Source organism: Microbacterium sp. AK009 (assembly GCF_013410955.1).
Lineage (GTDB): Bacteria > Actinomycetota > Actinomycetes > Actinomycetales > Microbacteriaceae > Microbacterium.
In genome coordinates this window covers 240751-266426 of sequence record NZ_JACCCG010000001.1, presented here as the reverse complement: position 1 = coordinate 266426, position 25676 = coordinate 240751, and the positions used below count along the sequence as shown (strand labels likewise).

Genomic DNA, 25676 nt, shown 5'->3' with positions numbered 1-25676 from the left:
CACCGTAGGCCGGTCGCGGATGCACCGCCAGGAGTTGCTATCACCATGTCGGTGTGCGGGTGTAGCGTTCGAGGCACGCCACCGCGGCCTCAGAGAGCGAGTTCCACCGTGACTTCCAGCTCCGTCATCCGTCGTCCTCGTCGCCTCCGAATCGCCCTGCTCGCCGGTATCGGCGCTGCGGTCCTGGCGCTCGGAGGGTTCGCTGCGGCCCAGGCATCGGGAACCCCGGAGGTGACGACGGCGGAGAGCTCGATCGCGGTCGGCGACACCACCGCGGTCACCGCCACAGGACTCGGCGGTCTCGAGCAGGCGTTCTTCGGGCTCGGCGACCCCTCGGCGGCCGTCTTCACCGAGAACAACGACAGCATCTACGAGGCGCCCGTGGCGAACGGTGAGGCGACCGCGACGTTCAGCGCGCTGGCCGAGGGCACCAACACCATCTCTGTCGGCGACGGCGAGAACGTGCTCGCGACCGTGGAGATCACCGTCACCGCCGGTGGGGGCGGGGGCGGCGTCACGATCACCGCCAACCCGACGTCGATCGACACGGGCGAGAGCACCACGATCACCGCGACCGGACTCGGCGGACTCGAGCAGGCCTCGTTCGGGTTGGGCGGCACCGGGAGCGGCACCTTCGACGGCGGCGGAACGTCGGCACAGGTACCCGTCACGAACGGCGAAGCGACCACCACGTTCACCGCCACCGAGGCGGGCGACCTCGTGATCGCGGTCGGCGACGGCGAGACGCCTCTCGCGTCGGTGGATGTCACCGTCACGGCCGCGCCCACACCGACACCGACGCCCACGCCGACGACCGCAAGCCCGACCCCGGCCCCGGAGCCGGCGGGAGACAGCTCGGGTCTGCTGATCGGGATCATCATCGCGCTCGTCGTGCTGATCCTCGCGATCGTGATCACGTGGATCGTTCTGGCGCGCAGGAGCAAGACGGCGGGGGCGGGCTCGGGCACGAGCGGCCCGGGCGGCGACAGCATGCGGATGGACGGGGCGTGACCCGCAGGATCTAGGGCTTGAATGATGTTCGACGACAGGGTCGACGCGGGGCGGCGGCTCGGGGCCCACCTGCGGAACCTCGGCGTGACGGCGGATGTGGTGGCGGGGCTTCCCCGTGGCGGGGTACCCGTGGCGGCCGAGGTGGCGACCGTCCTCGGAGCGCCGCTCGACGTGATCATCGTCCGCAAGCTCGGCTACCCCCGTCATCCCGAGGTCGCGATGGGGGCGATCGGCGAGGAGGGTGTCCGCCTCATCGACACCGACCTCGTGCGTCACTTCGGGGTCACCCGCGCCGAGATCGACGCGGTCGAAGAGCGCGAGCGCGATGTGCTGACCCGCCGCGCCGCGGCGCTGCGCGGCGATCGACCGCCGCGCACCCTCACCGGCGCGAGCATCCTCATCATCGACGACGGCATCGCGACGGGCGCCAGCGCCTCCGCGGCGTGCCTGGTCGCCCGAGAACGCGGCGCCGCCGATGTGATCGTGGCCGCACCGGTCGGGGGCAGCGACGCCGTCCGCCGCGTCCGCGGCGCCGACCGGGTGATCTGCCTTCAGCAGCCGGTCGACTTCCAGGCCGTGGGCGAGTACTACCGCGACTTCGGCCAGACCACCGAGGCCGAGGTGGTGGAACTGCTGGAGAAGACCAACGAGCACTCATAAGCGCTCGGTAAATGATCTGTGTGCCGAGGCTCGGACGGCAGGACCGAGCCGAGCGGGTTCTGAGTCACAGCACCCCCGGCGTCCGCACGGATGCCGGGGGTGCTGATGTGCGGTGACGGTGCCGCGTGGTGACGGTGCCGCGTGGTGACGGGGTGTCAGCCGCTGACGATCAGCTGTTGCTGGGCACGGCGTCGGGGTACTGCTCGAGCCAGGCCTCGACGGCTTCGGCTTCGCGACCCTCGCCGTACTCGTTGACCACGAGGTCTTCGAGCGCACCGTACTGCTCATCGTTCAGCTGGATCTCGCCGATGAGCTCGGCGGCCTCTGCGCAGCGCTCGGAGAACCCGGCGGTGCCGAGGAAGTGCAGGGCCTCGGCCTCGCCCATGGCGCCCATCGGGTCTTCGAGGTCCTTCACGTCGTAGGCGTCGTTGGCCCAGAAGGGACGCCAGAGCGTCACGACGATGTCCTCCTCGGCCGCGATCGCGGCATCCAGCTCGGCCAGCATCGCCGCCGTGGAGGAGGTCACGAGCTCGTAGTCGCCGTCGAGACCGTACTCGGGAAGCATCGAGTCCTGCGTCTGGGCGGTGAGACCAGCCCCGGGCTCGATGCCGACGATGCGCCCGCCGAAGCGGTCGGCGTTGCCCTCGAGGTCTTCGATCGAGTCGATGTCGACGTAGCTGGGCACCGCGATGGTCAGCTTGGCGTTGTCGTAGTACGCACCGAGGTCTTCGATGTCGTCGCCGTACTCCTCCATGTAGGAGGCGTGAGTGAGCTCCGGCCAGGCCGACGGGTAGATGTCGACGTCACCCTGCGCGAGACCGGTGTACAGCGGCCCCGCCTCGGTGAGGGTCTCCATCTCGACGTCGATGCCGCGCTCGCCGAGGAGGTTCTCCAGCAGGTAGGCGGTGCTCAGCCCGTCGGTCCACGACGGGAGGAACCCGAGCGTGACGGTGTCGCAGTTCTCGGCGGATGCGTCTCCGCCGGCGGCCGGGGCCGCGTCATCCGTTCCTCCGGCGCAGCCGGCAAGCGTCAGGGTTGCTGCCGCCCCGAGCGCGAGGAATCCGGTGAGGTGCTTCTTGTTCATTCGCTGTGCTCCTTGATGCATGTCAGTCACTCGTTCCGTATCTGTTCTCTTGGTGGTGAGCGCGCGTCGCCGCGCGCTCGGTCAAAGGGCTTCCACCCTCTGGTCTTCGGGGGCCCTCGTGGCGGTCGCTGCCCTGCCCGCGAGGCGTCGCCGGCGGAGGGCGCCGAGGAGCGACGAGGAGTACTCGCCGGGACTCCCGAGCGCCGCGGTGACGCGGTCGAGGTAGACGGCGATGATGACGACGGCGAGACCCGCCTCGACACCGATCGCGAGTCGAGCGGTCGAGACCGACTGCACGACGAGCTTTCCGAGGCCGTCGGCGCCGACGATGCCGGCGAGCACCGCCATCGACAGCGCGAGCATGATCACCTGGTTGACACCCGCCATGATGGTCGGCATCGCCAGCGGCAGCTGGATGCCCCGGAGGATCTGTCCGGGCTTCGCACCGAAGGCGTATCCGGCCTCGACCGTCTCGGAATCCACCCCGCGGATGCCGAGCTCAGTGAGCCGGACACCCGGCGGCAACGCGAAGATGACCGTCGCGACGACCCCCGGCACCACGCCGATGCTGAAGAACGTGATCGCAGGGATCAGGTAGACGAAGCCGGGCATCGTCTGCATGAAGTCGAGCACGGGCTTCAAGACGGCGCGGACGGTGTCGTTGCGCGCCGACCAGATGCCGAGCGGGATCGCGATGAGAAGCGCCACCACGGTGGCCACGAGCACGAGCGCGAGGGTCTGCATCGACTCGACCCACAGGTCCATCGCCACGATGAAGGTGAATGTCACCGCCGTCCCGACCGCCAGCTGCCACGAGCGCACGCCCCAGCCGATGAGCGCGAACAGCAGGATCGCCAGGGGAATCGGTACGGCGAGGAGGCCGTCGGTGAGTCCTTCGACGAGCACCCGCACGACGACGGTGATGAGGTCGAAGAACCCGCTGAAGGTGTCGCGAGCCCAGTCGACGGCGTCTTCGACCCAGGTGCCGATCGGAATGCGGAAACCATCCATCAGAGTGCCCCCTCCTCGACGTTCGACGGTTCGGGGTACCCGGCCAGCAGTTCGTCGATCTCCGTCGTCGGCATCGGCTGGATCGGGATCGTGATCTCCCCCGTCGCTCCCGTGCCCGGCTGGAGGGCGGCGAGGAGGGTGACCCGGGGGATGACGCCGACGAGGCGTCCCTCGCTGTCGGTGACCCCGACCGGCAGGGGCGACTCGACCGCCGGGACGAACAGGTTCATCAGCACCTCGTCTTCCGAGACGGTGGGAGGTGCGGGCCGGATCGCCGAGAGCAGCGACCGCTCACCGCGACGAACCAGCTTGACCGCATCGCGATCGCTCACCACTCCGAGGAGCCGACGGTCGCGGTCGACCACGTACGCCGCCGACATGTAGGCGTCGCGCATGAGACGAAGGGCCGTGCGGGGTCCGCCGCTGTCGGTGATCACCGGACGCGGGCGCTCCATCACGTTGGCCGCCGTCAGCACGCGGGCGCGGTCGACGTCCTGGACGAACTGCTCGACGTAGTCGTTGGCGGGGTCGGTGAGGATGTCTTCCGGCGTGCCGATCTGCACGATCCGGCCGTCGCGCATCACCGCGATCCGGTCGCCGAGGAACATCGCCTCGTTGAGGTCGTGGGTGATGAAGACGATCGTCTTCTTCAGCGTGCGCTGCAGCTCGAGCAGCTGCTCCTGCATCTCGCGGCGGATCAGCGGATCGAGTGCGCTGAACGCCTCGTCCATCAGCAGGATGTCGGTGTCGGCGGCGAGCGCTCGGGCGATGCCGACCCGCTGCTTCATCCCACCCGACAGCTCATCAGGCAGCTTGTCGCCCCAGCCCGCCAACCCCACCAGCTCGAGGATCTCCTCGGCCTTGGCACGGCGCTCGTCCTTGCCGACGCCGCGAAGCTCGAGCGGATACGCCACGTTCGCCGCGACCGAGCGATGCGGCAGCAGGGCGAAGTGCTGGAAGACCATCGAGACCCGGTCGCGACGAAGGGCTCGGAGCCGGGTGGCGGAGACGTCGGTGATCGAGTCGCCACCGATCGTGACCTCGCCGGCGGTCGTGTCGTGCAGGCCGTTGAGCATGCGGATGACGGTCGACTTCCCCGACCCCGACAGGCCCATGATGACGAAGATCTCGCCGGGGTTCACGCTGAAGCTGGCGTCGATGACCGCCGCTGTTCCGGAATCGGCGACCTCGTCGCGGTGGGCTCCGGCGCGGAGGCGCTCGACCGCCGATCGGGGATGACGACCGAAGACTTTGAAGAGGCCTCGCGCCTCGATGGCAGGAGTGATGGTCACAGGCACCTCGGCAGTCACGCGACTGCATTCGGTTACGCCCGGGTGGCGGCTCCGGGGGCGCAGGCACGCCGAAAAGCGGGCATCGGACCCGCCGGATGAAGCCACCGACCGTACGCTCGCCGGTCTGGCTTTCGGGAGCCACCAGCGACCGCGGACTGGTCGGGAGTGGGCCGCAACCGGCCCGGCCCCACCGTTTCACAGACCCGAAGACGAACGCAAATCCCGGTCGTGCCCATGCGGGGACGACGCGATGATGGAACGGTGGCTGATGACGGGGCGATCGAGAGAGGTGATTCGGACCGGTGGCTCGTCATCAATGGACGCCGCTGGCGGCGCACCGACCCGTCGCTGCCCGAGGACGTCGTGGCCGCGCTCACCTCGCACCTGGGGCGCGCCCGCTCGGCGGTGAGGACCGCCCGGCGCGCAGCGGAGGAAGACCCCGACGCGCTCGCTGCCGCGCGGGCTCGCGTGAACCTCGCCAAGCACGGACTCGGCGAGCGCGGCCCCGCCTGGTGGGACCGGCCAGAAGCTGAGCGCCGCGAGGCGGCGCTCAGCGCCCTCGCCGAGCTCGACGCACCGACGACCGACCCGTCACCCGGGTGAGGGTCGGCACGACGCGGAGGAAGACCACCATCCCGACGAGCTCGACGAGTGTCTGGGTGACCACCGCCAAGGGAGTGAGCGCGAACGACGCGGGCAGGGCGAGGGCGAGCGGCAGCACGACGAGCGAGTTGCGCGTGGCGCCGCTGAAGACGAGGGCCCGGGTTTCGGGAACGGGCAGCCGCGCGAGACGCCCGGTGCCGAGACCCGCGAAGAGCATGATCGCGAGGAACCCGACGTAGATCGGCACGAGGCGCGCGAGCGCGGCGGCCTGGGCACCGACATCCGCGATCTGCGACCCGACGACCACCGCGAGCGTCGCCATCATCAGGGGCACCATCGCCGCCGCGAAGAACCGCTCGATGCGGCGGCCGATCCGGTGCCGGCGGGCCAGCGCCTGCACGATCGCGGCCGCCGCGAGGGGCACGACGATGATCCACAGGAAGGCCTCGGCGAAGGGCGCGATGTCGATGTCGGCGACCACGGCGCCGCCCGCGAAGAGCCAGAGGTAGACGGGGAGCAGCACGATCTGCACGAGCATCAGCAGCGGCGTCGCGGCGAGGAGCCGGGCGCGGGCGCCGCAGGCCAGGCCGGTGAAGACGATGACGTAGTCGACGCAGGGGGTGAGCAGCACCAGCAGCACGCCGAGGAGGAGGGCGCGGTCGTCGGCGACGAACCGCGAGAGGCCGAAGGCGACGAGCGGGACGAGGAGGAAGTTCAGGACGAGCACCGTGCCGAGGAACCGGATGTCGCGGAACGCCCGCCCCACCTCGATCAGCGGAACCCCGAGGAAGGTGGCGAACAGCAGCAGGGCGAGCACCGGCGTCGTCGCGAGCGACAGAGTGGGGCCGGCGGCAGGGAGCACGAGCCCGACGACGACCCCGAATGCGATCGCCGCGACGTACAGCCAGACCTGATGGCGATCCCACCACGCAGTTGCCGACGTCACGGGATCAGCCTAGAGACCTCCGATGCCGCGGGAATTCAGGTGCCGCAGTAGGTGACGTAGGGGCCGAAGGCCTCGGGCGCCGGCTGCTCGTACCGGGTGAGCCCGGGGCGGGCGGTGAAGGGATCGCGGATGACTCCGACGAGCTCCCCCAGGGGCACGAGGTCGCCCTCGGTGGCCGCGGCGAGCGCTTCCTCCACGAGGTGGTTGCGCGGGATGTAGAGCGGGTTGACCCGGTCCATCAGATCGGGGTCGGGTGCGAGAGCCAGCCAGCGCTCGACCCACAGGTCGACGGGTGCGGGATCGGCGAAGAGGGCACGCGCGGGCTCGCGATCACCCCGCGCCGCCGAAGCGAGGCGACGGAAGAACGAGGTGTAGTCGACCCGCGCCATCGCCAGCATGTCGAACATGTCGTTCACGAGCGCGGCGGTCCGCTCATCGTTGGGGGTGCCGCCGAGCTTGGCGTGCATCCCCTCGGCCCAGGCGGCGTTGTAGGTCTCGCGGTAGGCGGCGAGCGACTGCTGGGCGGCCGCGACGGCAGCATCCGTGTCCTCCGCCAGCAGCGGCAGGAGGGCCTCGGCGAAGCGCGCCAGGTTCCACTCGCCGATGGCGGGCTGCGCGCCATACGCATAGCGGCCCTGCTGATCGATGGAGCTGAAGACCGCGCCGACGTCGAAGGTGTCGAGGAAGGCACAGGGTCCGTAGTCGATCGTCTCGCCCGAGATGGTCATGTTGTCGGTGTTCATGACGCCGTGGACGAACCCGACGAGCATCCACCGGGCGATGAGGCGCGCCTGCGCGTCGATCACGGCGTCGAGGAGGGCGAGGGCCCGGTTCTCGGTGCCGCCGAGATGCGGATAGTGCCGCGCGATGGCGTGGTCGACCAGGCGCCCGAGAAGGGGAACGTCGCCCATCGCGCGCGCGAGCACGAAGGTGCCGACCCGCAGGTGGCTCGATGCGACGCGGGTGAGCACCGCGCCCGGAAGGGCGCTCTCGCGAAGAACGGTGCGGCCGGTCGCGACGACGGCGAGCGCGCGCGTGCTGGGGATCCCGAGGGCGTGCATGGCCTCGCCGACGATGTACTCCCGCAGCATCGGGCCGACCGCGGCGAAGCCGTCGCCGCCGCGCGAGAAGGGTGTCGGACCCGATCCCTTGAGATGGAGGTCGCGCAGCACGCCCTCGCGGTCGGTGACCTCGCCGAGCAGCAGAGCCCGGCCGTCGCCCAGTCGCGGGTTGAACGCGCCGAACTGGTGTCCGGCGTAGGCCTGCGCCACCGGGCGCGCCCCGTCGGGGACGGCGGTGCCGGTGAGGAGGCCGACGCCCTCGGGGGTGCGCAGGTAGGCGGTGTCGAGGCCGAAGTCGGCGGCGAGGGCGTCGTTCAGCACAAGAAGCTGCGGCGCCGGGGGCTCGACCGCCTGCCAGTCGACGGCGAGCTCGGGCAGCTCGTCGGCGAAGCGATGCGAGAGGGTGATCTCTGCGGCGGCCGTGGAGGTCATGAGGCGAGGGTACGTCGGAACGCGGGTGCGTGGGGCCGCGTCAGCGGGGAGGGCGAGCCGAGGCGACGAGCATCTCCAGGCCCATCTCGAAGGCGCGCGTCGCGATGGGGTCTGCCGGATCCTCGTCGTCGAGGGTGGCGAATGCTGAGGCGAAGGTGGGGAACTGCTCCTCCTGGCCGCGCGGATCGAAGACGACCGTCGGGCCCGACATGTCGAGCACACTGCCGAGGATGAACGACTCGAACGCGGTGAGGAGGGGAAGGATGTCGCGGTCCGGCCACCCCACCGTGCGCGCCGCCACCGCGAAGTCCTCGTACTCCGCCAGCAGCACTGACGCCGTGACCGGGTTCGTCATCAGCAGCGGCACCGCCCGCGGGTGTTCGGCGAAGGCACGGCGGTAGGAGCGAGCCCACTCCCTCAAGCCGTCCTCCCACGCGAGGGTCCGCAACGGCGCCGAGTCGATCTCGGCCGAGACCAGCGAGCGGACGTCCTCGATCATCGCGGCGAGACTCGGCACGTGGTTGTAGAGAGAGGTGGGGTTCACGCCGAGCTTCGTGGCCACCCGGCGGATGCTCGCCCCTTCGGCACCGTGACGATCGACGAGGGCGAGCGCCGTGGCCGCGATGAGCTCACGACTGAGCAGGGGGCGGGGCGGCCTGGCGATGACGGACTCCTCGAGGGTTCGGCCGAGCCTACGCGGCGGGGTCGACAGGAAACGGTGGCGCGAAGAAAAACATACGGTGTATGTTTACGCCCATGACCGCCCCCCTGTCCACCTCGCCGACGATGCCGCTCGACACCGTGGTCGAGGCGACGATCGCCGAACTGGCCGACGCCCTCCGCGAGGGCCGGATCACGAGCGTCGAGCTCGTCGCCCGCTATCTCAACCGCATCGCGTTCTACGATCGCGCGGGGATCGCGCTGAACTCCGTCATCGTGCTGAATCCCGGGGCCTTCGCCGAGGCGCGCGCCGCCGACGAACGCCGCGCCCGTGGCGAGACGCGGGGAGTGCTCGACGGCATCCCGTTCACCGCGAAGGACAGCTACTGCGTCGCGGGCCTGCCCGTGGCATCCGGATCCCCTGCCTTCCAGAACCTCATCGCTCAGCGCGACGCGTTCGCGGTCGCGAAGCTGCGCGAGGCGGGCGCGGTGTTCCTGGGCCTGACGAACATGCCGCCGATGGCCGCGGGCGGCATGCAGCGCGGCCTGTACGGCCGGGCGGAGTCGCCCTACAACGCCGACTACCTCACCTCGGCGTTCGGTTCGGGCTCGTCCAACGGCTCGGGCACGGCGACCGCGGCGAGCTTCGCGGCCTTCGGGCTGGGCGAGGAGACCTGGTCATCGGGTCGCGCCCCGGCATCCCACAACGCCCTCTGCGCGTACACCCCCTCGCGCGGCGTGATCTCGGTGCGCGGCAACTGGCCCCTCGTTCCCACGATGGATGTCGTGGTCCCGCACACCCGCACGATGGACGACCTCGCTCACGTGCTCGACGCGGTCGTCGACGACGACCCCGAGACCGATGGCGACCTGTGGCGGAGTCAGCCGTGGATCGAGCTCCCCGCGCCCTCCGAGGTGCGCCCGGAATCGTTCGCGCGGCTGGCGCCCGCCGACCTCGCGGGGGTGCGGTTCGCCGTCCCCCGCATCTACGTGGGCGCCGACGACGACAGCGCCCACCCGATCGCCACCCGCCCGACGGTGATGGCGCTCTGGCAGCAGATGCGTGCCGAACTCGAGGCCGCGGGAGCAGAGATGGTCGAGGTCGACTTCCCCGCGGTGAACAACTACGAGAAGCTCCACGCCGGCGACGAGGACTTCGTCGACCGCGGGTTCGTCCCCCGCCAGTTCCTCGCCGACGAGGTCGGCGATCTCGCGGTGTGGGGCTTCGACACCTTCCTGCGCGCCAACGGCGACCCGCAGCTGCACCGGCTCGCCGACGTCGACGGCGACCGCATCTTCCCGCGCCCGGCCGGCTCCCTTCCCGACCGCTACGGCATCTACCCCTTCGACATCGCGTACGACATCGCCGAGTACGTCGACGCCGCCCGCGCCGGCGTGCGCGCGCCCACCGACATCCCCAGTGTGGAGCCGGGGATGCGAGGGCTCGAGCACACCCGGAAGGTCGATCTCGACGACTGGCTCACCGCCGAGGGATTCGACGCCGTCATCTTCCCCACGCACTCCGATGTCGGACCCGCCGACGCCGACGTGAACGAGGCCTCGGCCGACATCGCCTGGCGGAACGGGGTGTGGGTCTCCAACGGCAACCTCGTCCCCCGGCACCTGGGCATTCCGACCGTGACCGTGCCGATGGGGACGTCGGATGACACGGGCATGCCCGTCGGCGTGACCATCGCCGGCGCCGCCTATGCCGACGTCCGCCTGGTGCAGCTGGGCGCCGCGATCGAAGCGCTCGGGCGCCGGCGCACCTCGCCCCCGCGCACGCCGGCCCTCGCCGACGAGGTGCTGTTCGACGCGCCGCGTCCCGCGGCAGCCGGACCCCTCGAGGTGCGGATCGACGAGGTGCGGATCGACCCGGATCACGACCACACGACCGTCACGTTCACCGCGACCGTCGACGGCTGCCCGATCGACGAGGTCGTCGCCTTCGTCGATGGTGTCCGCGCGACCCTCACCGTGAGCGGTTCGCGCCTCGACGGTCGCCACCACCTCGCCGCCGACGCGCACACGGTGCCCTTCAGCGAATGGCTGCCACCGTTCGGACCCCTTGTCGTCGTCGTCGCGCGCGGCTTCACCGGCGCCGTGGCGGGTGCCGTCGCGACCACGGAAGGATCTCCCCTATGACCGATGGCCCTGCCCTGACCCCGCGGTGGCGGATGCCCGCCGAGACCGCGCCGCACGAGCGGACCTGGATAGCCTTCCCCCGCGAGGGCTTCACCCTCGGCGACAGCGCCGAGGAGCGCCAGGAGGGCTATGCCGCGTGGACGGCGGTCGCGCATGCAATCGCCGAGTTCGAGCCGGTGACCATGGTGGTCGACCCGACCGAGACGACGCGGGCGCGGCGCATGCTCGGCGGCGAGATCGAGATCGTCGAGGCGCCGATCGACGAGTTCTGGATGCGGGATGTCGGCCCGACCTTCGTCGTCGACGACGCCCGGCCCGGCCGGCTCGCGGCCGTCGACTGGGTGTTCAACGGCTGGGGCGCACCCGACTGGGCGGAGTGGCAGAAGTCGGCGCTCATCGGCCGGTTCGTGGGTGAGCTTCTCGGCGTCGAGGTGATCAGCTCGCTGCTTGTCAACGAGGGCGGCGGCCTGCACGTCGACGGCGCGGGCACGGTGCTGCTGACCGAGACGGTGCAGCTCGACCCGCGCCGGAACCCCTTCGCCGACAAAGTCCGGGTGGAGGCCGAGATGGCCCGCACCATCGGCGCGACCGATGCGATCTGGCTCTCGCGCGGGCTCACCCGCGACTACGACGATCTCGGCACGAACGGCCACGTCGACATCGTGGCGACCTTCGCCGCGCCGGACCGGGTGCTGCTCCACGAGCAGCAGAACCCCGACCATCCCGACTTCGCGGTGTCGCGTCAGCTGCGCGGCGAGCTCGAGGCGGCGTTCGCCGCTCGCGGGAGAGACGTCACGATCACCGGACTGCCGGCACCCGCGACGCTGCGCGATGACGCAGGGTTCGTCGACTGGAGCTACGTCAACCATCTCGTGGTCAACGGCGGCGTGATCGCCTGCGGCTTCGGCGAAGAGGTCGCCGACGCCCGCGCGCGGGAGATCCTGGCCGACGCCTATCCCGGCCGCCGGGTTGTCACCGTTGAGGCGCGCCCCCTGTTCGACCGCGGGGGCGGCATCCACTGCATCACCCAGCAGCAGCCCGCGGTCTGAGCCCGGCGGGCCGCGCCGGGCCGCGGCACGACAAGGCCGGGGCGCCCGCGGCGGGCGCGGATGTGTATCTGCGACACGCGCGCCCACGCAACGGCGTCCGCGCTTCCGCGCTCCCCTGCGTCGGAGAATCACACGTCCCTCGCAGAATCACGCCGAGTTCCTGCGACGTTGGCGCGATTCTGCGACCGTGCAGGCGAGGGGTGTGGGCCACACGCGAGGGCGGCGGGGCAGGGGCGGCGGGGCAGCGGCGAGGGCGCGGGGGCAGGGGCGAGGGGCCGAGGGCGCCGGGACAGGGGCGAGGCGCGGGGCGAGGGCGCGGGGCGGGGAGCGCGATCAGGGTGAGAGGGGCGCGACCGTCAGGTCGACGCTCGCGAACGGGAACGGAAAGAGGAAGAAGTACCCGCTCTCCGGGTCCCACTCGCGCACCGGCAGCAACCCGAACCACACCTGCGCGACGACGACGGAGACCCCTCCGACGATCATGATCGCGAGGGCGGCGCGGCGCAGCATCCGTGTTGCGGATTCGAGATCCATCGCCACCCGGATGACGCGACCGAGCGTCATCAGCACGATCGCCGCGATGGCGGCGAAGACGAAAGGACTCGGCCCCATCTGCAGCGACAGGCACTCGGGCGCCATCTCGGTCGGCTGCCCGTTGCCATCGAGGAACCCGCCTTCGGCGTCGAAGCCACCCGGGCAGAAGGAGCTCGAAGCGCCGACGAAGGTGGGGTACACGAGGCAGACCACGAGCGTGACGATGAGCAGGCGCCGGATGTGAACGACGAGCTCGCGGCCCATCAGGGCCGTGCGCGGGCGAGGGATGGTCGCGGCGTCGGGTACGGGAGGCGAGAGCTGGGGCACGGCCGCCACGTTACCCACGCGAATGCGTCGGGGAAAGGCCTCTCCATGGTGCGAGCGTCACAGAATCACGCCAACACCACACTGGAGCGCCGGGATTCTGTGGAGTTCGCGCGATTCTGTGATCGACCTCAGGGTGCGCTGAGACAGGCCATCGCCCGCGACGTCGAGGCAGGGCGGTTGCGCGCCGAGCTCAACGAGGTGATCTGATGCCGATCATCGTCGACATCGACGTGATGCTCGCCCGACGGAAGATGGCCGTCGGCACCCTCGCCGACCTGATCGGCATCACCCCCGCGAACCTCGCCGTCCTCAAGAACGGTCGGGCCAAAGCGGTGCGCTTCTCGACCCTCGAAGCGCTCTGCCGGGCGCTGGAGTGCCAGCCCGGTGACATTCTGCGCCTCGAGCCCGACCACGCCGACACCGATACCACACACCACGGCGCTCCTCCCACCCACTGAGATCAGCGTCGAGACATCGAGGTGACATGCGAGGTGAGGTAAGGCTAGCCTCACCTACATGCCATCATCACCTCGCTTCGTGACCGCCGTCGCCGCCCTCGGCGGCACCGCCCTCGTCCTCGCCGGATGCGCCTCCCCCGCCGCGCAGGGCGACACCGACCCTGCGGCCGAGACGCGCGCTACCGTCGTCGTCGAGAACGCCAAGCCCACCCTCACGCTCGTGGAGGAGGGCGGCGAGTCGTCGTATCAGGAAGACCGTGAGGTCGCCCGCGACGCCGTCGAGGTGCCCGCGAACCCGGCCTCGGTCGTCACGTTCGACATCGCCACCCTCGACACCCTCGACGCGATCGGCGCGGGCGACGCCGTCGTCGGCATCCCCGACGTCCCCCTCCCCGACTACCTGTCGGGCTACGCCGATCTGCCGAAGGTCGGCACCCTGTTCGAGCCCGACTTCGAAGCCGTCGCCGAGCTCGACCCCGAGCTGATCGTCACCGCCGCGCGCAGCACCGGCCAGTTCGAAAAGCTGTCGGAGATCAGCACCACCATCGACCTCACGGGTGCGTACGCCGGCACCTTCGACCCGAGCTCGGGCCTGGAGCGCGCCGCGCAGCTGGGCGAGATCTTCGGCCGCGAGGACGAGGTCGAGGCCCTCACCGCCGAGATCGAGTCGCTCGAAGACACCCTCCGCGACGAGGCCGACGGCACGGCTCTCGTGCTGTCGGTGTCGGGTGGCGAGTACGGCGCTTTCGGCGAAGGCTCGCGCTTCGGCTACTTCTACGACGAGCTCGGATGGACCCCCGCGGTCACCGCCGCCGAACTCCCCGGCGCCGAGGGCTCGCCGCACGGCGACACCGTCACCAACGAATTCCTGCTGACCGCGAACCCCGAGTGGATCTTCGCGTTCGACCGCGGCGCCGCCACCGGCGAGGGGTCCACCGCCGAGGAGACACTCGACAACGAGCTGGTCGCCGAGACCTCGGCCGCCCAGAACGATCACATCGTCTACCTCCCGGCCAGCGAGCTGTACATCGTCATCAACGGGCTGACCGCGATCCAGAACGTGCTCACCTCGGTGCACGAGGCCGCGGGCGCGTGACCCGGTGGATCATCGCGGGGGCGGCGTCCGTCGCCGCCCTCGCGACGATCTCGCTGTTCATCGGCGTCGCCGAGCTCGACGGGTTCATCCTCTTCGCCAGCCGCGTACCTCGGACGCTCGCACTCGTCCTCGCCGGCGCGGCGTTCGCGATCATCGGGCTCATCATGCAGCTGCTGGTGCGGAACCGGTTCGTCGAACCGGGAACGACCGGAGCTACGGATGCTGCGAGCCTGGCCCTGCTCCTGATCCTCCTCACCGTCCCGGGGCTGGCGCTCTGGGCGAAGGCCGCCGTCGCCGCCGTCGGCGCTCTGGTCGGCGTCGCCGGTTTCCTCCTGCTCGCACGCCGCATCCCCTCGCGTTCGAGCGTGCTGGTGCCGGTCGTCGGCATCCTCTACGCCGGTGTCATCGGCGCGGTTACCACGTTCCTCGCCTATCGCACCGAGCTCCTGCAGGAGCTGCTCAGCTGGGGGATCGGCGACTTCTCGGCCATCCTCCGCGGCCGCTACGAGATCCTCTTCTTCGCCGCGGCGGCTGCGGCGGTGGCGTGGATCGCCGCCGACCGGTTCACCGTCGCCGGTCTCGGCGAGGACACCGCCCGCGGGCTCGGACTGGACACGCGCGTGGTGATGGGTCTGGGCGTCGGGATCATCGCCGTGGTGACCGGCATCCTCATGGTCACCACCGGCGCCCTTCCGTTCCTCGGGCTCATTGTGCCGAACATCGTCAGCCGCCTCGTCGGCGACAACATGCGGCGCGCGGTGCCGCTCGTCGCGCTCCTGGGAGCGGCGATCGTGCTGCTGTGCGACATCATCGGGCGAGTCGTGCGGTACCCCTACGAACTGCCGATCTCGGTCGTCATGGGCATCATCGGCGGGATCGTCTTCCTCTGGATGCTGGTGGGCCGGGCCCGCCCGGTGGACAGGGTGGCGGCGTCATGACCTCGACCCTCCCGCGCGCGGCCGGCTCGCGGCATCCGATCCTGCGTCCTGCGATCCTGCGGCACCCGACCACCGCCACCCTGTCGCTCACCGGCGTCGCGCTCGCGCTCGTCGCGCTCTTCCTCTTCACCGACCTCCCCGGCGCGTGGGAGTACGCCCTGGGCCTGCGGTGGCTGACCGTCGCGGGCATGCTGATCGCGGCCGCGGCCGTCGGCGCAGCCACGGTGCTGTTCCAGACGATCACCGCCAACCACATCCTCACCCCCGGGATCCTCGGATTCGACGCCGTGTTCCTGACCGTTCAGACGGTCGTGGCGTTCGTCCTCGGACCGCTCATCCTCGTCGCGGCCCCACCCTGGGCATCCTGGTCGGTCGAGCTCGTGCTCATGGCGGGGTCGGTGCTGGGGCTGTACTGGTGGCTCTTCCAGCGCCGCCGCCTCGACCTCCACGTCATCGTGCTGGCCGGCCTGGTGCTCGGCGTGATGTTCCGGTCGGTGACGGCGTTCCTTCAGCGCCTGCTCGACCCCGACACCTTCGCCATCCTGCAGAACGTCACGTTCGCCAGCTTCACCTCGGTCGACCGGGAGCTCCTCCTGCCGACGGCGCTGCTCGTGGTGCTCGCCGTCGCGTCGCTGTGGCCCGTCCGCCGCGAGCTCGACGTGCTGTCGCTCGGCGAGACGACAGCGATCTCGCTCGGCGTCGCCCACCGCCGCGTCGTCTTCCACGTCATCATCGTCGTGGCCGTGCTGGTGTCGGCCTCGACGGCGCTCGTCGGGCCGGTGACGTTCTTCGGACTGATCATCGCCAACCTCGCCTACGGCGCGGTCGGGCATCGGCATCTCCGCACCATCCCGACCGCCTTCGCGCTCGGCGTCATCGCGCTCATCGGCGGGCAGCTGATCCTCGACCGGCTCCTCGGGTTCGGCACCGAGCTGCCGATCGTGATCGAGTTCGTCGGGGGCGTCTTCTTCATCGTCCTTGTTCTCACCGGAAGGGCCCGCTGATGATCCTGACCGAGCAGGTCACCAAACGCCACGGCGCGCTGGTCGCCGTCGATGACGTCACCCTCGCGCTCCGCCCGGGGGTCACCGCGATCATCGGACCGAACGGCGCCGGCAAGTCGACAGTCCTCGCGGCGATCGGGCGTCTCGTCGGAACCAGCGGTGGCCGCATCACCGTGGACGGGATGGATGTGGCCACCACCCGCACCCGCGACCTCGCGCGGCGCCTGGCCATCCTCCGGCAGGACAACCACCTCGCCATCCGCCTGAGCGTCGACGACCTCGTCGCCTACGGCCGCTTCCCCCACGGCGGGTCGGGGCGTTCGGCCGATGACCGCGCGCACGTCGACCGCGCCATCGCCGACCTCGACCTGGGCGCTGTGCGCGACCGCTTCCTCGACGAGCTCTCCGGCGGGCAGCGGCAGCGCGCCTTCGTCGCGATGGCGCTCGCGCAGGACACCGACCACCTGCTGCTGGACGAGCCGCTGAACAACCTCGACCCCCGTCACGGCGTGGCCCTCATGCGCCTGGTCCGCCGACTGGCGGAGGAAAGGGGGATGACGGTGGTCGTGGTGCTCCACGACATCAACGTCGCGGCGCGCTATGCGGACGACATCCTGGCGATGAAGGGCGGCCGCGTGGTTCACCACGGAGCCGTTCCCGACGTCCTCACCGCCGACACCTTGACCGACCTCTACGACACCCCCGCGCGCGTCACCGACATCGACGGACGCCCCGTGGTGTTGTGGGACTGAGCCGACACGATACGAAAGAGCGCCATGCCCGAGTCATCCTTCTCCCTCCGCCTCGAAGGTCTGGAGATGCAGTTCCGCCGCGTCCGTCTCCACAGCCGCGAGTGGCTCACCCCGGGGTACGTCCGCGTCCGCCTCGTCGGTGAGGAACTCACCGGGTTCACCTCCCTGGGAGCCGACGACCACATCCGCATCTTCTTCCCCGAAGGCGAGCCCGAGGCGATCGAGGAGCTGCGCGCCGCGCCGAGCCGCGAGTACACCCCCGCGCGCTTCGGTGCCGACTGGCTCGATCTCGAGTTCGCCGTCCACGGCGACCCGGCGGCGGGGACGGCGGGAGTGGCCGCCGCCTGGGCCGCGACCGCGCCGATCGGCGCCCTCGCCGGAGTCGGCGGTCCGCGCGGCTCGAAGGTCGTCGAGGGGCGGCCCGACTTCTGGATGCTCGCGGGCGACGAGACCGCGGTGCCGGCGATGCGCCGCTTCGCCGGGCTCATGGACGACCAGGCGCGCGGGCGCATCCTCGTCGAGGTCGCCGACACCGCCCACGAGCTGCCGATCGACGCGCCCGCGGGCGTCGCCGTCGAGCAGGTGCACCGCGGCACCACGGCGCCCGCGTCGGCGCTGGCTGCGCGGTTGAGCGCCCTCGGCGGTCAGGAGCGGCCGCGCGGCAGCATCCTGGGGTTCATCGCGGCCGAGCAGTCGATCGTCAAGCCCGGACGCGACCTGCTGCTCGAGCGGTGGGGCGTGCCGGCCGAGCAGACCGTCATCAAGGGGTACTGGAAGCGCGGCGAGACGGCGGAGAAGACACCGCGCTGAGACCAGGGGCGCTCAGCGCTCCCAGGTGTGCACCGGCTGGTTGGTGTGCATCCCGGCGGTGTAGTCCAGGAGCGTCGCCCGCAGGGCGTCGAATCGCTCCATGCCGCGGCGCTGGTGCATGCGTCCGACGAACCACTCCGCGCCGGTGACACCCGTCAGGCAGCGCTGCTCGATGATGCCGAGAAGGCGCTCGCGCTCGGCGGTGTCGACGCCCCAGGCCTCGAGGCCGCGGTGGGCGAGGGGGAGCAGGCGCCGGAGCACCAGCTCGGTCGCCGCCACCTGGCCGACCCCCGGCCAGTAGACGCGCGCATCGATGCCGTCCCGGGCGCCGGCGTGGAAGTTCTCCTCCGCCGCGCTGAACGACATCTGCGACCACAGCGGCCGCTCGTCCTCGGCGAGCGCGCGCACGAGTCCGAAGTAGAAGGCCGCGTTGGCCATGATGTCGGCGACGGTGGGGCCGGCGGCCAGCAGCCGGTTCTCCACCCGCAGGTGCGGCATCCCGTCGGCGATGTCGTACACCGGGCGGTTCCAGCGGTACACGGTGCCGTTGTGGAGCTTCAGCTCGGCCAGCGACGGCACCCGGCCCTCCGCGAGGGCTGCCGCAGGGTCTTCGTCGTCGACGACGGGAAGCAGGGCCGGGAAGTACCGGACGTTCTCCTCGAACAGGTCGAACACCGAGGTGATCCACCGCTCGCCGAACCACACCCGGGGCCGGACCCCCTGCGCCTTCAGCTCCTCGCTGCGGGTGTCGGTCGCCTGCTCGAACAGCGGGATGCGCGTCTCGCGCCAGAGCTCCTTGCCGAGGAGGTACGGCGAGTTCGCCGACACCGCCAGCTGCACCCCGGCGATCACCTGCGAGGCGTTCCAGTACGCGGCGAAGTCGTCGGGCGAGGTCTGCACGTGGAACTGCGTGCTCGTGCACGCCGCTTCGGGAATGATCGAGTCGGCGGTGGTGCGGAGCTTCTCGGCGCCGGTGATCGAGATCGCGATGTCCTCCCCGCGCGCGTCGAGGATCTGCTCGCTGAGCAAGGCGTAGCGGGGGTTGGCGCTGAGCGTCTCGCGCCGGAGATGCCCCTCGGCGAGGGTGGGCAGGATGCCGATCATCACCAGGTGCGCGCCGACGCCGGCGGAGCGCTCCTCGGCGCGGTTGAGGCTGCGACGCAGCCCCTCCTCGAAGACGGTCAGCCCTCCCCCGCGCAGGCGCGCCGGGGGGACGTTCATCTCGATGTTGAACTGACCCAGCTCGGTCTGGAAGGCAGGGTCCGCGATCGCGGCGAGCGCCTCGGCGTTGCGGAAGGCGGGGTCGCCCACGTCGTCGATGAGGTTGAACTCGACCTCCAGCCCCGTCAGCGGATCGTCGGTGTCGAACCGCGACTCGCGCAGCATCTGCGCGAAGACGTCGAGGTTCTGCCGCACCTTCTCGCGGTGGCGCGTGCGGTCGGCGCGGGTGAACTCCTGCGGTGCGACATCCTCTCCCATGGGGGCACTCTAGAGGCGTGGCCCCCGTGGGTGCGAGGGGTTGCGGGTGGGCGTGGCGGGGGTCAGCCGGCCGGGGAGGTGCGTTCGTCGAGCTCGCGCACCAGCGTCTTCGGCGCGGTGACCCGGTAGGAGGCGTCGATGAGTTCGGCGACCTCCGTCCAGCCCGAGTCGTCTCGGTCGGAAACGGGCAGGTCCACCCCGAGCCAGCCGGCCGGCCAGAGGTACGCGGGCTCCCAGAACCGGGGGTCCTGACGAAGCGCCGGCTCGTCTGCGGGATCGGGCCGGATGAGGATGGCGCGGTCGTGCCGGGCGCCCACGTGGTCACCCCGCTCCGAGCCGCCGTAGTAGCAGAAGGTCTTGGTGGTGAAGAAGTTCGGCCGCCCGTGCGAGACCCGCTCGGCTGCCCCCGGAAAGGCGAGGGCGATCTCGCGGATGCGCTGGAGCGCAGCATCCCCCTCGTCGAACATCACCGGATGACCCACGCGCCGCACGCTACCGTCGCGCGGCCCCGGCGGCAATGATGAACCCATGACGACGATGGTCACGGTGCGCTTCGCCACCGATGAGGATGCCGCCACGGTCGGCGCCCTCCTTCACGATTTCAACACCGAGTTCGAGTCGCCCACCCCCGGCGCGGCGTTCTTCGGCGAGCGGTTCGCCGAGCTGCTGCGCCGCGACGACGTGCTGGTCGTCCTCGCCGAGGATGCCGGCAAGGCGGTGGCCTTCGCCTTCCTCACCCTGCGGCCGACGCCGTACTACCGCGGCCCGCTCGCGCAGCTCGAAGAGCTCTACGTGCGTCCGGCGGTTCGCGACGAGGGCATCGGCACCCGGGTACTCACCGCGGCGATCGACGAGGTGCGCCGCCGCGGGGCCGGCGAGATGCACATCAACGTCGACGAGATCGACCACGACACCCGCCGGTTCTACGAACGCCACGGCTTCGTGAACATCGAGCCCGGCGAGGACTACCGGATGCTCTGCTACCTCCGTGAGCTCTGATCGTTCGCGGGAGAACGCGCCGGCGGAGCGAGGAGCCGCCGCACCCCCGCCCGCGCAAGGGTCAGCACGATGACGAGAGCGGTGACGGCGAAGAACCCGCCCAGGCGCACCTCCTCGCCGAAGACGACGTCGACCAGCAGCAGCACCACGAACTTGCTCCCCGGGAGGATCAGCACGAGCGCGACGATGTTGACCGCGCGGGTGAGCGCGGTGCTCGAGTCGCGGATGCGCGCGACCACCCGCTTCTTCAGCCACAGCACCCCCTCGAGCACGACCTTCAGCAGGATCGCCGTGAGGAGGGCGAGGAGGAACGTCTCGGAGATGACCTGCGGGAAGAGCTGGATGAACGCGCCCAGCACGACGAGGTAGACGAAGACGTCCACGAGGTCGATCGGGCGAAGGCGCATCGGCGGCAGGCTATACCCGGCGGGAGGATCACAGGAACGGATGTCACGATGTGGAGGTGCGCTCCTCCGCGGCATCCCGGATCCAGACCGTCCTCGCGGGTCTCGTCACGGTCGCGGTCGTTGCGGTCATCGCCGTCGTCGTGCTGTTCTCGCCGCAGGAGAGCCCGCCCGAGTGCCGCTCCTGGACCGCGGAGCAGCGCGAGAATGCCGCCACCGTCATCCGCGCGGGCCAGGATCTCGGACTGTCGGAGCGTGACCAGACGATCGCCGTCATGACCGCGATGGGCGAGTCGTCGCTGCGGAACCTCGACTACGGCGACTGGGAGACGAGCGGGGTGCGAAACCCCGACGGCAGCCCCACCACCTCCGTCGGGCTCTTCCAGCAGCAGGACGAGTGGGGCCCGCGCGACGCGCGCATGGATCCGTACACCGCGGCGACGATGTTCTACCGCGCGATGCTCGCCGAGGTTCCCGAGCCCGAACGCCTGGCGATGGAGCCGACGCTCGTCGCCCACCGCACCCAGATCAACGCCCAGCCCGACCACTACGCGCCGTACTGGCCTGCGGCGGTGGCACTGGCCGCGGAGCTCGCGGGCGGGGAGCGTGCTCCCGCGGGAACGGATGCCGCGGGCTCAGGAGGCTGCTGACGGCGCCGTCGCCGCAGGGTCGCTCACGCCCTGCCCGGCGAGCGCCCGCACGAAGATGCCGGTGAGGGCATCGTGCCCCTCAGGCGAGAAGTGGCGATCGTCGACGAGGAACGGCTGCAGGCCCGATGACGCGACCCACCCGGTCGTGTCGACGAACGCGATGCCCCGCGCAGCGGCGACCTGGGCGAGCGTCGTACTCACGTCGCGCCGCTGGGGTGCCCACGCCTCGACCTGCACGAGCGGGCCGACGACGACCAGGGTCGCCTCGGGGAAGGTGGCACGCAGGTGGTCGAGCGAGTCTTCGGCGGCGGCGCGCACCTGATCGAGCGGGAAAGTCTGATCGTTGCCACCGGACTGCACGACGATGAGCGCGGGATCGGCGGGCGGTTGCCACAGCCCGGCGGCGAGCGCGTCGCGAATGCTCGGATGCCCCGGCGATGCGTCCGACCCCGGCGGCGCCGCCACGAATCCGATGCCGCCGCGCGCCGAGAGGGTGACCCCGTACCCGAGCTCGGCCGGGGCGCGGCCCACCCACGATGCGTCGGCCGCGGCCTGGGAGTCGCCGATCACCCAGGCCGTGGGTGGGGGCGCGGGCGGCGGCGGAGGGACAGGGGAGGCGGGCGGCTCGGGGAAGACCGGCGTCGGGAGGAGCGGAGTCGGTTCCGGGGTCGGGGCGGCGTCGGGGGCGGCGACGTGGGCGGCGGGCGCCGCGTCGGCGGAAGCGGTGGGCAGGGGGGTGAGGGGAGCCGCGGCCCGCGCGACGCCGTTGAGGGGCCCGAGGGTCAGGGCGAGCCAACCGACCGTCAGGGTCGCGACCAGCAGGATGCCGCCCAGCACCGTGCCCGTGCGCCGCAGCCGAGCGCGGCGTCGACGTCGTGCCCGCTCCCCCACCCGGCCAGGCTAGGCAAACGCACCAGATCCGCGGAGGAGACATGCAGGAGTACCTGGTTTTGTGTTCCCTATGGATTCACGCGTCGCCTTGGTCACCGGAGCATCCTCGGGAATCGGAGAGGCCACCGTCCTCGAACTGATCCGCCGCGGATTCGTCGTCTACGCGGGGGCGAGGCGGGTGGAGCGCATGGCGCACCTCGCCGAACACGGTGCCCGCGTCATCCGTCTGGACGTCACCGACGACGAGTCGATGTCGGCCGCCGTCACCGGCATCCTGAACGATCAGGGGCGCATCGACGTGCTCGTCAACAACGCCGGCTACGGCTCGTACGGCGCCGTCGAAGACGTGCCGATCGACGAGGCGCGACGGCAGTTCGAGGTGAACATCTTCGGCCTCGCACGGCTCACCCAGCTCGTGCTGCCGACGATGCGGCGCCAGCGCCGCGGCACGATCGTCAACATCTCCTCGATCGGCGGCCGCATCTACGAACCCCTGGGCGCCTGGTACCACGCGACGAAGTACGCCGTGGAGGGGCTCAGCAACTCGCTGCGGGTCGAGGTGGAGCCGCACGGCGTGCGGGTGGTGCTCATCAGGCCCGGCGCGATCCGCACCGAGTGGAACGAGATCTCCCGCCGGAGTGCCCTGGAGGTCTCGGGCGATACCGCGTACGCCGCCCAGGCGCACGCGCTCGTGCGCACGCTGAGCGCCGCGGACGGCGAGACGGCGGCGGGGCCGGCGGTCGTCGCCGAGGCCATCGGGCGGGCCGTGGATGCGGCGAAGCCCCGGATCCGCTACACCGTGCCGTTCGCTGCGAAGGCGATCGTCTTCGCGCGGTGGCTCCTGCCCGACCGCGTCTTCGACGCCGCGGTGAACCGCGTGTTCGGCGTCACCGCCGCCGACCGGCTGGCGGCGGAGGAGTCGGTCGCCGGCGCACGCGTGGAACGCCCCTGATTCCGACATCCGGAATTTCTCCTCACAGAGTGGAATAAGCCTAGACTCGCGCCATGAGAATTGCGCGCCTGGGGCCGTTCGGATCAGAGAAGCCCGTGGTCTTCGTCGGCGACGAGGACTACGTCGACGTCTCCGACGTCACCCCCGACATCGACGAGGGGTTCTTCGCCGGCGACGGCGTGGCCCGGCTGCGGAGCGTCGTGGACGACCGCGTCACGCGAGGGCTCGTGCACCGACGCCGAGGCGAACGCCTCGGCTCGCCGATCGCGCGCCCGCATCAGATCATCTGCGTCGGGCTGAACTTCTCCGACCACGCCGCCGAGACCGGCCAAGCCGTTCCCGCCGAGCCCATCCTCTTCACCAAGTCGCCGAACACCCTCGTCGGCCCCGACGACGATGTGCGGATGCCTCGGGGCGGCGAGAAGCTCGACTGGGAGGTCGAACTCGGCGTCGTCATCGGTGCTCGCGCCGCCTACCTCGCGAGCCCCGAGGACGCCGGTCGACACATCGCCGGATACACCGTCGTCAACGACGTCAGCGAGCGGGCGTTCCAGATGGAGCGCGGCGGCCAGTGGCTGAAGGGGAAGTCGGCTGAGACCTTCAACCCCGCTGGGCCGTGGCTCGTGACCCCTGATGAGATTCCCGACGTCCGCAGTCTCAGCATGCGGTTGGACGTCAACGGAGCGCGTCGCCAGGACGGATCCACCGCGACCATGATCTTCGATCCGCTCTTCCTCGTGCACTACATCAGCCAGTTCCTGGTGCTCGAGCCGGGCGATCTCATCAACACCGGCACCCCGCCAGGCGTGGGCATGGGTCACACGCCCCCGCTCTGGTTGCGCCCGGGCGACGTGATGGAGGTCTCGATCGACCGGCTCGGCGCGCAGCGGCAGACCGTGGTGGGCCCGCGATGAAGCGGGCCCTCGTCACCGGCGGAGCCCAGGGACTGGGAGCCGCGACCGCGGAGCGGCTGACCGCCGACGGCGTGGAGGTCATCCGGGTCGATCGCGCGGGCGATGTCGACGAGCGTGTGGATGTGACCGACGCGGCGGCCGTCGACGATCTGGCTCGACGAGTCGGCACGATCGACATCCTCATCAATTCCGCGGGCATCGTGGGACCGAACCTCCCCCTGGTGGAGACGGGGCTCGACGCGTGGCGCGCGACCTTCGAGGTCAACGTCCTCGGCGTCGTGGCGATGATGCGCGCCTTCGTCCCCGGGATGGTGGCGGGCGGCTGGGGCCGCGTGGTGAACTTCGCGAGCATGGCGGGGAAGGACGGAAACCCGAATCTCGCCGCGTACTCGGCGTCCAAAGCCGCCGTCATCGCCCTGACGAAGTCGTCGGGCAAGGAACTCGCGACCACCGGCGTCCTGGTCAACGCCATCGCCCCCGCGGTCATCGCCACACCGATGAACGCCACGACCGCACCTGACGTGCTGGCCCACATCACCAGCCTCATTCCGATGAAGCGCGTCGGTGAGCCGCGAGAGGTCGCCGAGCTCGTCGCCTGGCTCGCGTCCGACCGGGTGAGCTTCTCGACCGGCGCCGTCTACGACATCAGCGGCGGCCGCGCCGTCTACTGACCGGGTTCGCCCTCGACTGCGCGCGCGCCGCTGCCGCGGGCGACGATGGCCTGGATCGTCGGCACGGCCGAGACGAGGTCTGCCAGCGGCATGCGAAAGGCCAGGGCACTGACGCTCACGGCGCCCACCGGCGCCGCCCCGTCGACCGACGGAAGTGCCACGGCGACGCAGGTGATGCCGAGCTCGTTCTCCTGGTCGTCGACGGCGTAGCCCCGCTCTCGGCTGAGCTCCAGTTCCCGCCACAGAGCGCCGACATCGGTGATGGTGCGGGGCGTCCGGGCGTCGAGGGGCCCCTCCCCGACGATCGCGCGGAGGTCGGCTTCGCTCTGCACCCGACTGCTCAGCAGCAGCTTGCCCACCGCCGTGCGGTAGGCGGGGTTCCGCCCGCCGACGACGGAGGTGAGGCGCACCGCGCCGGCGGGCGGGTCGGTCTTCGCCCGGTACACCACCTCCGCCCCCTCGAGGACGGCGTAGTGGGCCGTCTCTCCGAAGGTCGCCGTCAGTTCGTCGAGCACCGGTCTGACCCGGACGACATCCGGCCGTTCCGCGGCGGTCTGGAACGCGATGCGCAGGAACTCGTCGCCGATCGCGTAGACCCCGCGGTCGATCTGCTCGGCGAACCCCGCGCGGCGGAGCGCCGCGAGCGCCCGATGCACGGTCGGCTTGGGGCTGGCCACCTCGTGGCTGAGCTGGTCGAGGGTGGCCCCACGGGGGTGGGAGCCGAGCGCTGCAAGCACGGCCAGAACGCGGTCGCTGCCGACGAGTCGCGGTTCCTCGCCCACGACCTCCGCCATACGATCCCCCTCCGTCCGCTAGGGGAATCGTAGTCCGGCACCACTCCAC

The 25676-nt window shown here is 70.9% G+C and carries 27 protein-coding genes and 1 pseudogene; 16 read left to right on the top strand and 12 right to left on the bottom strand.

The features are described 5' to 3' along the window. Positions 1 to 108: 108 nt before the first annotated feature. Together HDC37_RS17355 and HDC37_RS01330 are read left to right on the top strand one after the other, a co-directional pair. The gene (locus HDC37_RS17355) at positions 109 to 1011 is read left to right on the top strand and encodes a hypothetical protein (RefSeq protein ID WP_179558595.1); all 903 of its coding nucleotides are present in this window, start codon (positions 109 to 111) and stop codon (positions 1009 to 1011) included. A gap of 24 nt (positions 1012 to 1035) precedes the next feature. Further along, a complete protein-coding gene (locus HDC37_RS01330) occupies positions 1036 to 1671 on the top strand; it encodes a phosphoribosyltransferase (RefSeq protein WP_257021231.1) in 636 nt (211 codons plus the stop codon). A gap of 169 nt (positions 1672 to 1840) precedes the next feature. On the opposite strand, the gene HDC37_RS01325 is transcribed toward HDC37_RS01330, so the two are convergent. From HDC37_RS01325 to HDC37_RS01315, 3 genes are all read right to left on the bottom strand, one after another. After that, positions 1841 to 2755 carry a glycine betaine ABC transporter substrate-binding protein gene (locus HDC37_RS01325; protein ID WP_179558593.1) on the bottom strand — a complete coding sequence of 305 codons (915 nt, stop codon included), beginning with the start codon at positions 2753 to 2755 and terminating at the stop codon, positions 1841 to 1843. Positions 2756 to 2836: 81 nt separating this feature from the next. After that, entirely contained in the window at positions 2837 to 3766 is a 930-nt protein-coding gene (locus HDC37_RS01320; protein ID WP_179558592.1) for a proline/glycine betaine ABC transporter permease, read from the bottom strand. Continuing rightward, positions 3766 to 5058, bottom strand: coding sequence for a glycine betaine/L-proline ABC transporter ATP-binding protein (locus tag HDC37_RS01315; RefSeq protein ID WP_179558591.1), 1293 nt, complete (start codon positions 5056 to 5058; stop codon positions 3766 to 3768). Before HDC37_RS01315 ends, HDC37_RS01320 begins: the two co-directional genes overlap by 1 nt. A 261-nt stretch (positions 5059 to 5319) precedes the next feature. Between HDC37_RS01315 and HDC37_RS01310 the strand changes: the two genes are divergently transcribed. Then, entirely contained in the window at positions 5320 to 5661 is a 342-nt protein-coding gene (locus HDC37_RS01310; RefSeq protein WP_374939121.1) for a biopolymer transporter Tol, read from the top strand. Here the strand turns inward: HDC37_RS01310 and HDC37_RS01305 are convergent. The 3 genes from HDC37_RS01305 to HDC37_RS16895 are packed head-to-tail and all read right to left on the bottom strand — an operon-like array spanning position 5609 to position 8662. Next, a complete protein-coding gene (locus tag HDC37_RS01305) occupies positions 5609 to 6607 on the bottom strand; it encodes an arsenic resistance protein (RefSeq protein WP_179558590.1) in 999 nt (332 codons plus the stop codon). The two genes, HDC37_RS01310 and HDC37_RS01305, sit on opposite strands and share 53 nt — an antisense overlap. A gap of 35 nt (positions 6608 to 6642) precedes the next feature. Then, positions 6643 to 8100, bottom strand: coding sequence for a YdiU family protein (locus tag HDC37_RS01300; protein WP_179558589.1), 1458 nt, complete (start codon positions 8098 to 8100; stop codon positions 6643 to 6645). Positions 8101 to 8140: 40 nt separating this feature from the next. Next, positions 8141 to 8662 carry a TetR/AcrR family transcriptional regulator C-terminal domain-containing protein gene (locus HDC37_RS16895; RefSeq protein ID WP_218869251.1) on the bottom strand — a complete coding sequence of 174 codons (522 nt, stop codon included), beginning with the start codon at positions 8660 to 8662 and terminating at the stop codon, positions 8141 to 8143. Positions 8663 to 8886: 224 nt separating this feature from the next. On the opposite strand from HDC37_RS16895, the pseudogene HDC37_RS01290 reads away from it, so the two are divergent. Together HDC37_RS01290 and HDC37_RS01285 are read left to right on the top strand one after the other, a co-directional pair. Further along, positions 8887 to 10557, top strand: a pseudogene (locus tag HDC37_RS01290) (amidase); the annotation flags it as partial. A gap of 344 nt (positions 10558 to 10901) precedes the next feature. After that, positions 10902 to 11954 (top strand): agmatine/peptidylarginine deiminase, encoded by a 1053-nt coding sequence (locus HDC37_RS01285; protein ID WP_257021230.1) that lies wholly within the window; start codon positions 10902 to 10904, stop codon positions 11952 to 11954. A gap of 333 nt (positions 11955 to 12287) precedes the next feature. Here the strand turns inward: HDC37_RS01285 and HDC37_RS01280 are convergent, their stop codons facing one another. Continuing rightward, the gene (locus HDC37_RS01280; RefSeq protein ID WP_179558588.1) at positions 12288 to 12815 is read right to left on the bottom strand and encodes a hypothetical protein; all 528 of its coding nucleotides are present in this window, start codon (positions 12813 to 12815) and stop codon (positions 12288 to 12290) included. A 206-nt stretch (positions 12816 to 13021) separates the two neighbouring features. Here HDC37_RS01280 and HDC37_RS01275 point away from each other — a divergent pair, with 206 nt between their 5' ends. The 6 genes from HDC37_RS01275 to HDC37_RS01250 are packed head-to-tail and all read left to right on the top strand — an operon-like array spanning position 13022 to position 17873. After that, entirely contained in the window at positions 13022 to 13273 is a 252-nt protein-coding gene (locus HDC37_RS01275) for a helix-turn-helix transcriptional regulator (protein ID WP_179558587.1), read from the top strand. Between the two features lie 58 nt (positions 13274 to 13331). After that, positions 13332 to 14369, top strand: a complete 1038-nt coding sequence (locus tag HDC37_RS01270; protein ID WP_179558586.1) for a siderophore ABC transporter substrate-binding protein — start codon at positions 13332 to 13334, stop codon at positions 14367 to 14369. After that, positions 14366 to 15307 carry an iron chelate uptake ABC transporter family permease subunit gene (locus tag HDC37_RS01265; RefSeq protein ID WP_308472046.1) on the top strand — a complete coding sequence of 314 codons (942 nt, stop codon included), beginning with the start codon at positions 14366 to 14368 and terminating at the stop codon, positions 15305 to 15307. Before HDC37_RS01270 ends, HDC37_RS01265 begins: the two co-directional genes overlap by 4 nt. Beyond that, a complete protein-coding gene (locus HDC37_RS01260) occupies positions 15304 to 16311 on the top strand; it encodes an iron chelate uptake ABC transporter family permease subunit (RefSeq protein WP_179558585.1) in 1008 nt (335 codons plus the stop codon). The genes HDC37_RS01265 and HDC37_RS01260 overlap by 4 nt, the downstream gene beginning before the upstream one ends. Beyond that, entirely contained in the window at positions 16311 to 17063 is a 753-nt protein-coding gene (locus HDC37_RS01255; protein WP_179558584.1) for an ABC transporter ATP-binding protein, read from the top strand. The genes HDC37_RS01260 and HDC37_RS01255 overlap by 1 nt, the downstream gene beginning before the upstream one ends. Before the next feature lie 24 nt (positions 17064 to 17087). After that, entirely contained in the window at positions 17088 to 17873 is a 786-nt protein-coding gene (locus tag HDC37_RS01250) for a siderophore-interacting protein (protein WP_179558583.1), read from the top strand. Between the two features lie 12 nt (positions 17874 to 17885). Here HDC37_RS01250 and HDC37_RS01245 read toward each other — a convergent pair whose 3' ends face one another. Together HDC37_RS01245 and HDC37_RS01240 are read right to left on the bottom strand one after the other, a co-directional pair. Further along, positions 17886 to 19352: a glutamate-cysteine ligase family protein gene (locus tag HDC37_RS01245; protein ID WP_179558582.1), complete on the bottom strand. Its 1467-nt coding sequence runs from the start codon at positions 19350 to 19352 to the stop codon at positions 17886 to 17888. A gap of 62 nt (positions 19353 to 19414) precedes the next feature. After that, positions 19415 to 19834 carry an MmcQ/YjbR family DNA-binding protein gene (locus HDC37_RS01240; protein WP_308472045.1) on the bottom strand — a complete coding sequence of 140 codons (420 nt, stop codon included), beginning with the start codon at positions 19832 to 19834 and terminating at the stop codon, positions 19415 to 19417. A 46-nt stretch (positions 19835 to 19880) separates the two neighbouring features. Here HDC37_RS01240 and HDC37_RS01235 point away from each other — a divergent pair, with 46 nt between their 5' ends. Next, positions 19881 to 20351, top strand: a complete 471-nt coding sequence (locus HDC37_RS01235) for a GNAT family N-acetyltransferase (protein WP_179558581.1) — start codon at positions 19881 to 19883, stop codon at positions 20349 to 20351. Here the strand turns inward: HDC37_RS01235 and HDC37_RS01230 are convergent. Continuing rightward, positions 20333 to 20758, bottom strand: a complete 426-nt coding sequence (locus tag HDC37_RS01230) for a hypothetical protein (protein WP_179558580.1) — start codon at positions 20756 to 20758, stop codon at positions 20333 to 20335. The two genes, HDC37_RS01235 and HDC37_RS01230, sit on opposite strands and share 19 nt — an antisense overlap. 56 nt (positions 20759 to 20814) lie before the next feature. Between HDC37_RS01230 and HDC37_RS01225 the strand changes: the two genes are divergently transcribed. Continuing rightward, positions 20815 to 21405: a peptidase M23 gene (locus HDC37_RS01225; protein ID WP_179558579.1), complete on the top strand. Its 591-nt coding sequence runs from the start codon at positions 20815 to 20817 to the stop codon at positions 21403 to 21405. Here the strand turns inward: HDC37_RS01225 and HDC37_RS01220 are convergent. Continuing rightward, complete coding sequence (locus HDC37_RS01220) at positions 21391 to 22296, bottom strand: SGNH/GDSL hydrolase family protein (RefSeq protein WP_179558578.1); 906 nt, start codon at positions 22294 to 22296, stop codon at positions 21391 to 21393. The genes HDC37_RS01225 and HDC37_RS01220 overlap by 15 nt on opposite strands. Positions 22297 to 22366: 70 nt before the next feature. Here HDC37_RS01220 and HDC37_RS01215 point away from each other — a divergent pair, with 70 nt between their 5' ends. The 3 genes from HDC37_RS01215 to HDC37_RS01205 are packed head-to-tail and all read left to right on the top strand — an operon-like array spanning position 22367 to position 24833. Beyond that, positions 22367 to 23248: an oxidoreductase gene (locus tag HDC37_RS01215; RefSeq protein WP_179558577.1), complete on the top strand. Its 882-nt coding sequence runs from the start codon at positions 22367 to 22369 to the stop codon at positions 23246 to 23248. Positions 23249 to 23301: 53 nt separating this feature from the next. Then, a complete protein-coding gene (locus HDC37_RS01210) occupies positions 23302 to 24162 on the top strand; it encodes a fumarylacetoacetate hydrolase family protein (protein ID WP_179558576.1) in 861 nt (286 codons plus the stop codon). Further along, positions 24159 to 24833 (top strand): SDR family NAD(P)-dependent oxidoreductase, encoded by a 675-nt coding sequence (locus HDC37_RS01205; protein ID WP_179558575.1) that lies wholly within the window; start codon positions 24159 to 24161, stop codon positions 24831 to 24833. The genes HDC37_RS01210 and HDC37_RS01205 overlap by 4 nt, the downstream gene beginning before the upstream one ends. Here the strand turns inward: HDC37_RS01205 and HDC37_RS01200 are convergent. After that, entirely contained in the window at positions 24827 to 25627 is an 801-nt protein-coding gene (locus HDC37_RS01200) for an IclR family transcriptional regulator (protein WP_179558574.1), read from the bottom strand. The genes HDC37_RS01205 and HDC37_RS01200 overlap by 7 nt on opposite strands. Positions 25628 to 25676 lie beyond the last annotated feature (49 nt).

What these genes read in the sequence shown, in the direction of transcription:
- HDC37_RS01330 (WP_257021231.1), top strand. Translation starts at nt 1,036, where the DNA reads ATGTTCGACGACAGGGTCGACGCGGGGCGGCGGCTCGGGGCCCACCTG.
- HDC37_RS01325 (WP_179558593.1), bottom strand. Translation starts at nt 2,755, where the DNA reads ATGAACAAGAAGCACCTCACCGGATTCCTCGCGCTCGGGGCGGCAGCA.
- HDC37_RS01320 (WP_179558592.1), bottom strand. Translation starts at nt 3,766, where the DNA reads ATGGATGGTTTCCGCATTCCGATCGGCACCTGGGTCGAAGACGCCGTC.
- HDC37_RS01300 (WP_179558589.1), bottom strand. Translation starts at nt 8,100, where the DNA reads ATGACCTCCACGGCCGCCGCAGAGATCACCCTCTCGCATCGCTTCGCC.
- HDC37_RS01285 (WP_257021230.1), top strand. Translation starts at nt 10,902, where the DNA reads ATGACCGATGGCCCTGCCCTGACCCCGCGGTGGCGGATGCCCGCCGAG.
- HDC37_RS01275 (WP_179558587.1), top strand. Translation starts at nt 13,022, where the DNA reads ATGCCGATCATCGTCGACATCGACGTGATGCTCGCCCGACGGAAGATG.
- HDC37_RS01270 (WP_179558586.1), top strand. Translation starts at nt 13,332, where the DNA reads ATGCCATCATCACCTCGCTTCGTGACCGCCGTCGCCGCCCTCGGCGGC.
- HDC37_RS01260 (WP_179558585.1), top strand. Translation starts at nt 15,304, where the DNA reads ATGACCTCGACCCTCCCGCGCGCGGCCGGCTCGCGGCATCCGATCCTG.
- HDC37_RS01255 (WP_179558584.1), top strand. Translation starts at nt 16,311, where the DNA reads ATGATCCTGACCGAGCAGGTCACCAAACGCCACGGCGCGCTGGTCGCC.
- HDC37_RS01250 (WP_179558583.1), top strand. Translation starts at nt 17,088, where the DNA reads ATGCCCGAGTCATCCTTCTCCCTCCGCCTCGAAGGTCTGGAGATGCAG.
- HDC37_RS01245 (WP_179558582.1), bottom strand. Translation starts at nt 19,352, where the DNA reads ATGGGAGAGGATGTCGCACCGCAGGAGTTCACCCGCGCCGACCGCACG.
- HDC37_RS01235 (WP_179558581.1), top strand. Translation starts at nt 19,881, where the DNA reads ATGACGACGATGGTCACGGTGCGCTTCGCCACCGATGAGGATGCCGCC.
- HDC37_RS01230 (WP_179558580.1), bottom strand. Translation starts at nt 20,758, where the DNA reads ATGCGCCTTCGCCCGATCGACCTCGTGGACGTCTTCGTCTACCTCGTC.
- HDC37_RS01215 (WP_179558577.1), top strand. Translation starts at nt 22,367, where the DNA reads ATGGATTCACGCGTCGCCTTGGTCACCGGAGCATCCTCGGGAATCGGA.
- HDC37_RS01210 (WP_179558576.1), top strand. Translation starts at nt 23,302, where the DNA reads ATGAGAATTGCGCGCCTGGGGCCGTTCGGATCAGAGAAGCCCGTGGTC.
- HDC37_RS01205 (WP_179558575.1), top strand. Translation starts at nt 24,159, where the DNA reads ATGAAGCGGGCCCTCGTCACCGGCGGAGCCCAGGGACTGGGAGCCGCG.
- HDC37_RS01200 (WP_179558574.1), bottom strand. Translation starts at nt 25,627, where the DNA reads ATGGCGGAGGTCGTGGGCGAGGAACCGCGACTCGTCGGCAGCGACCGC.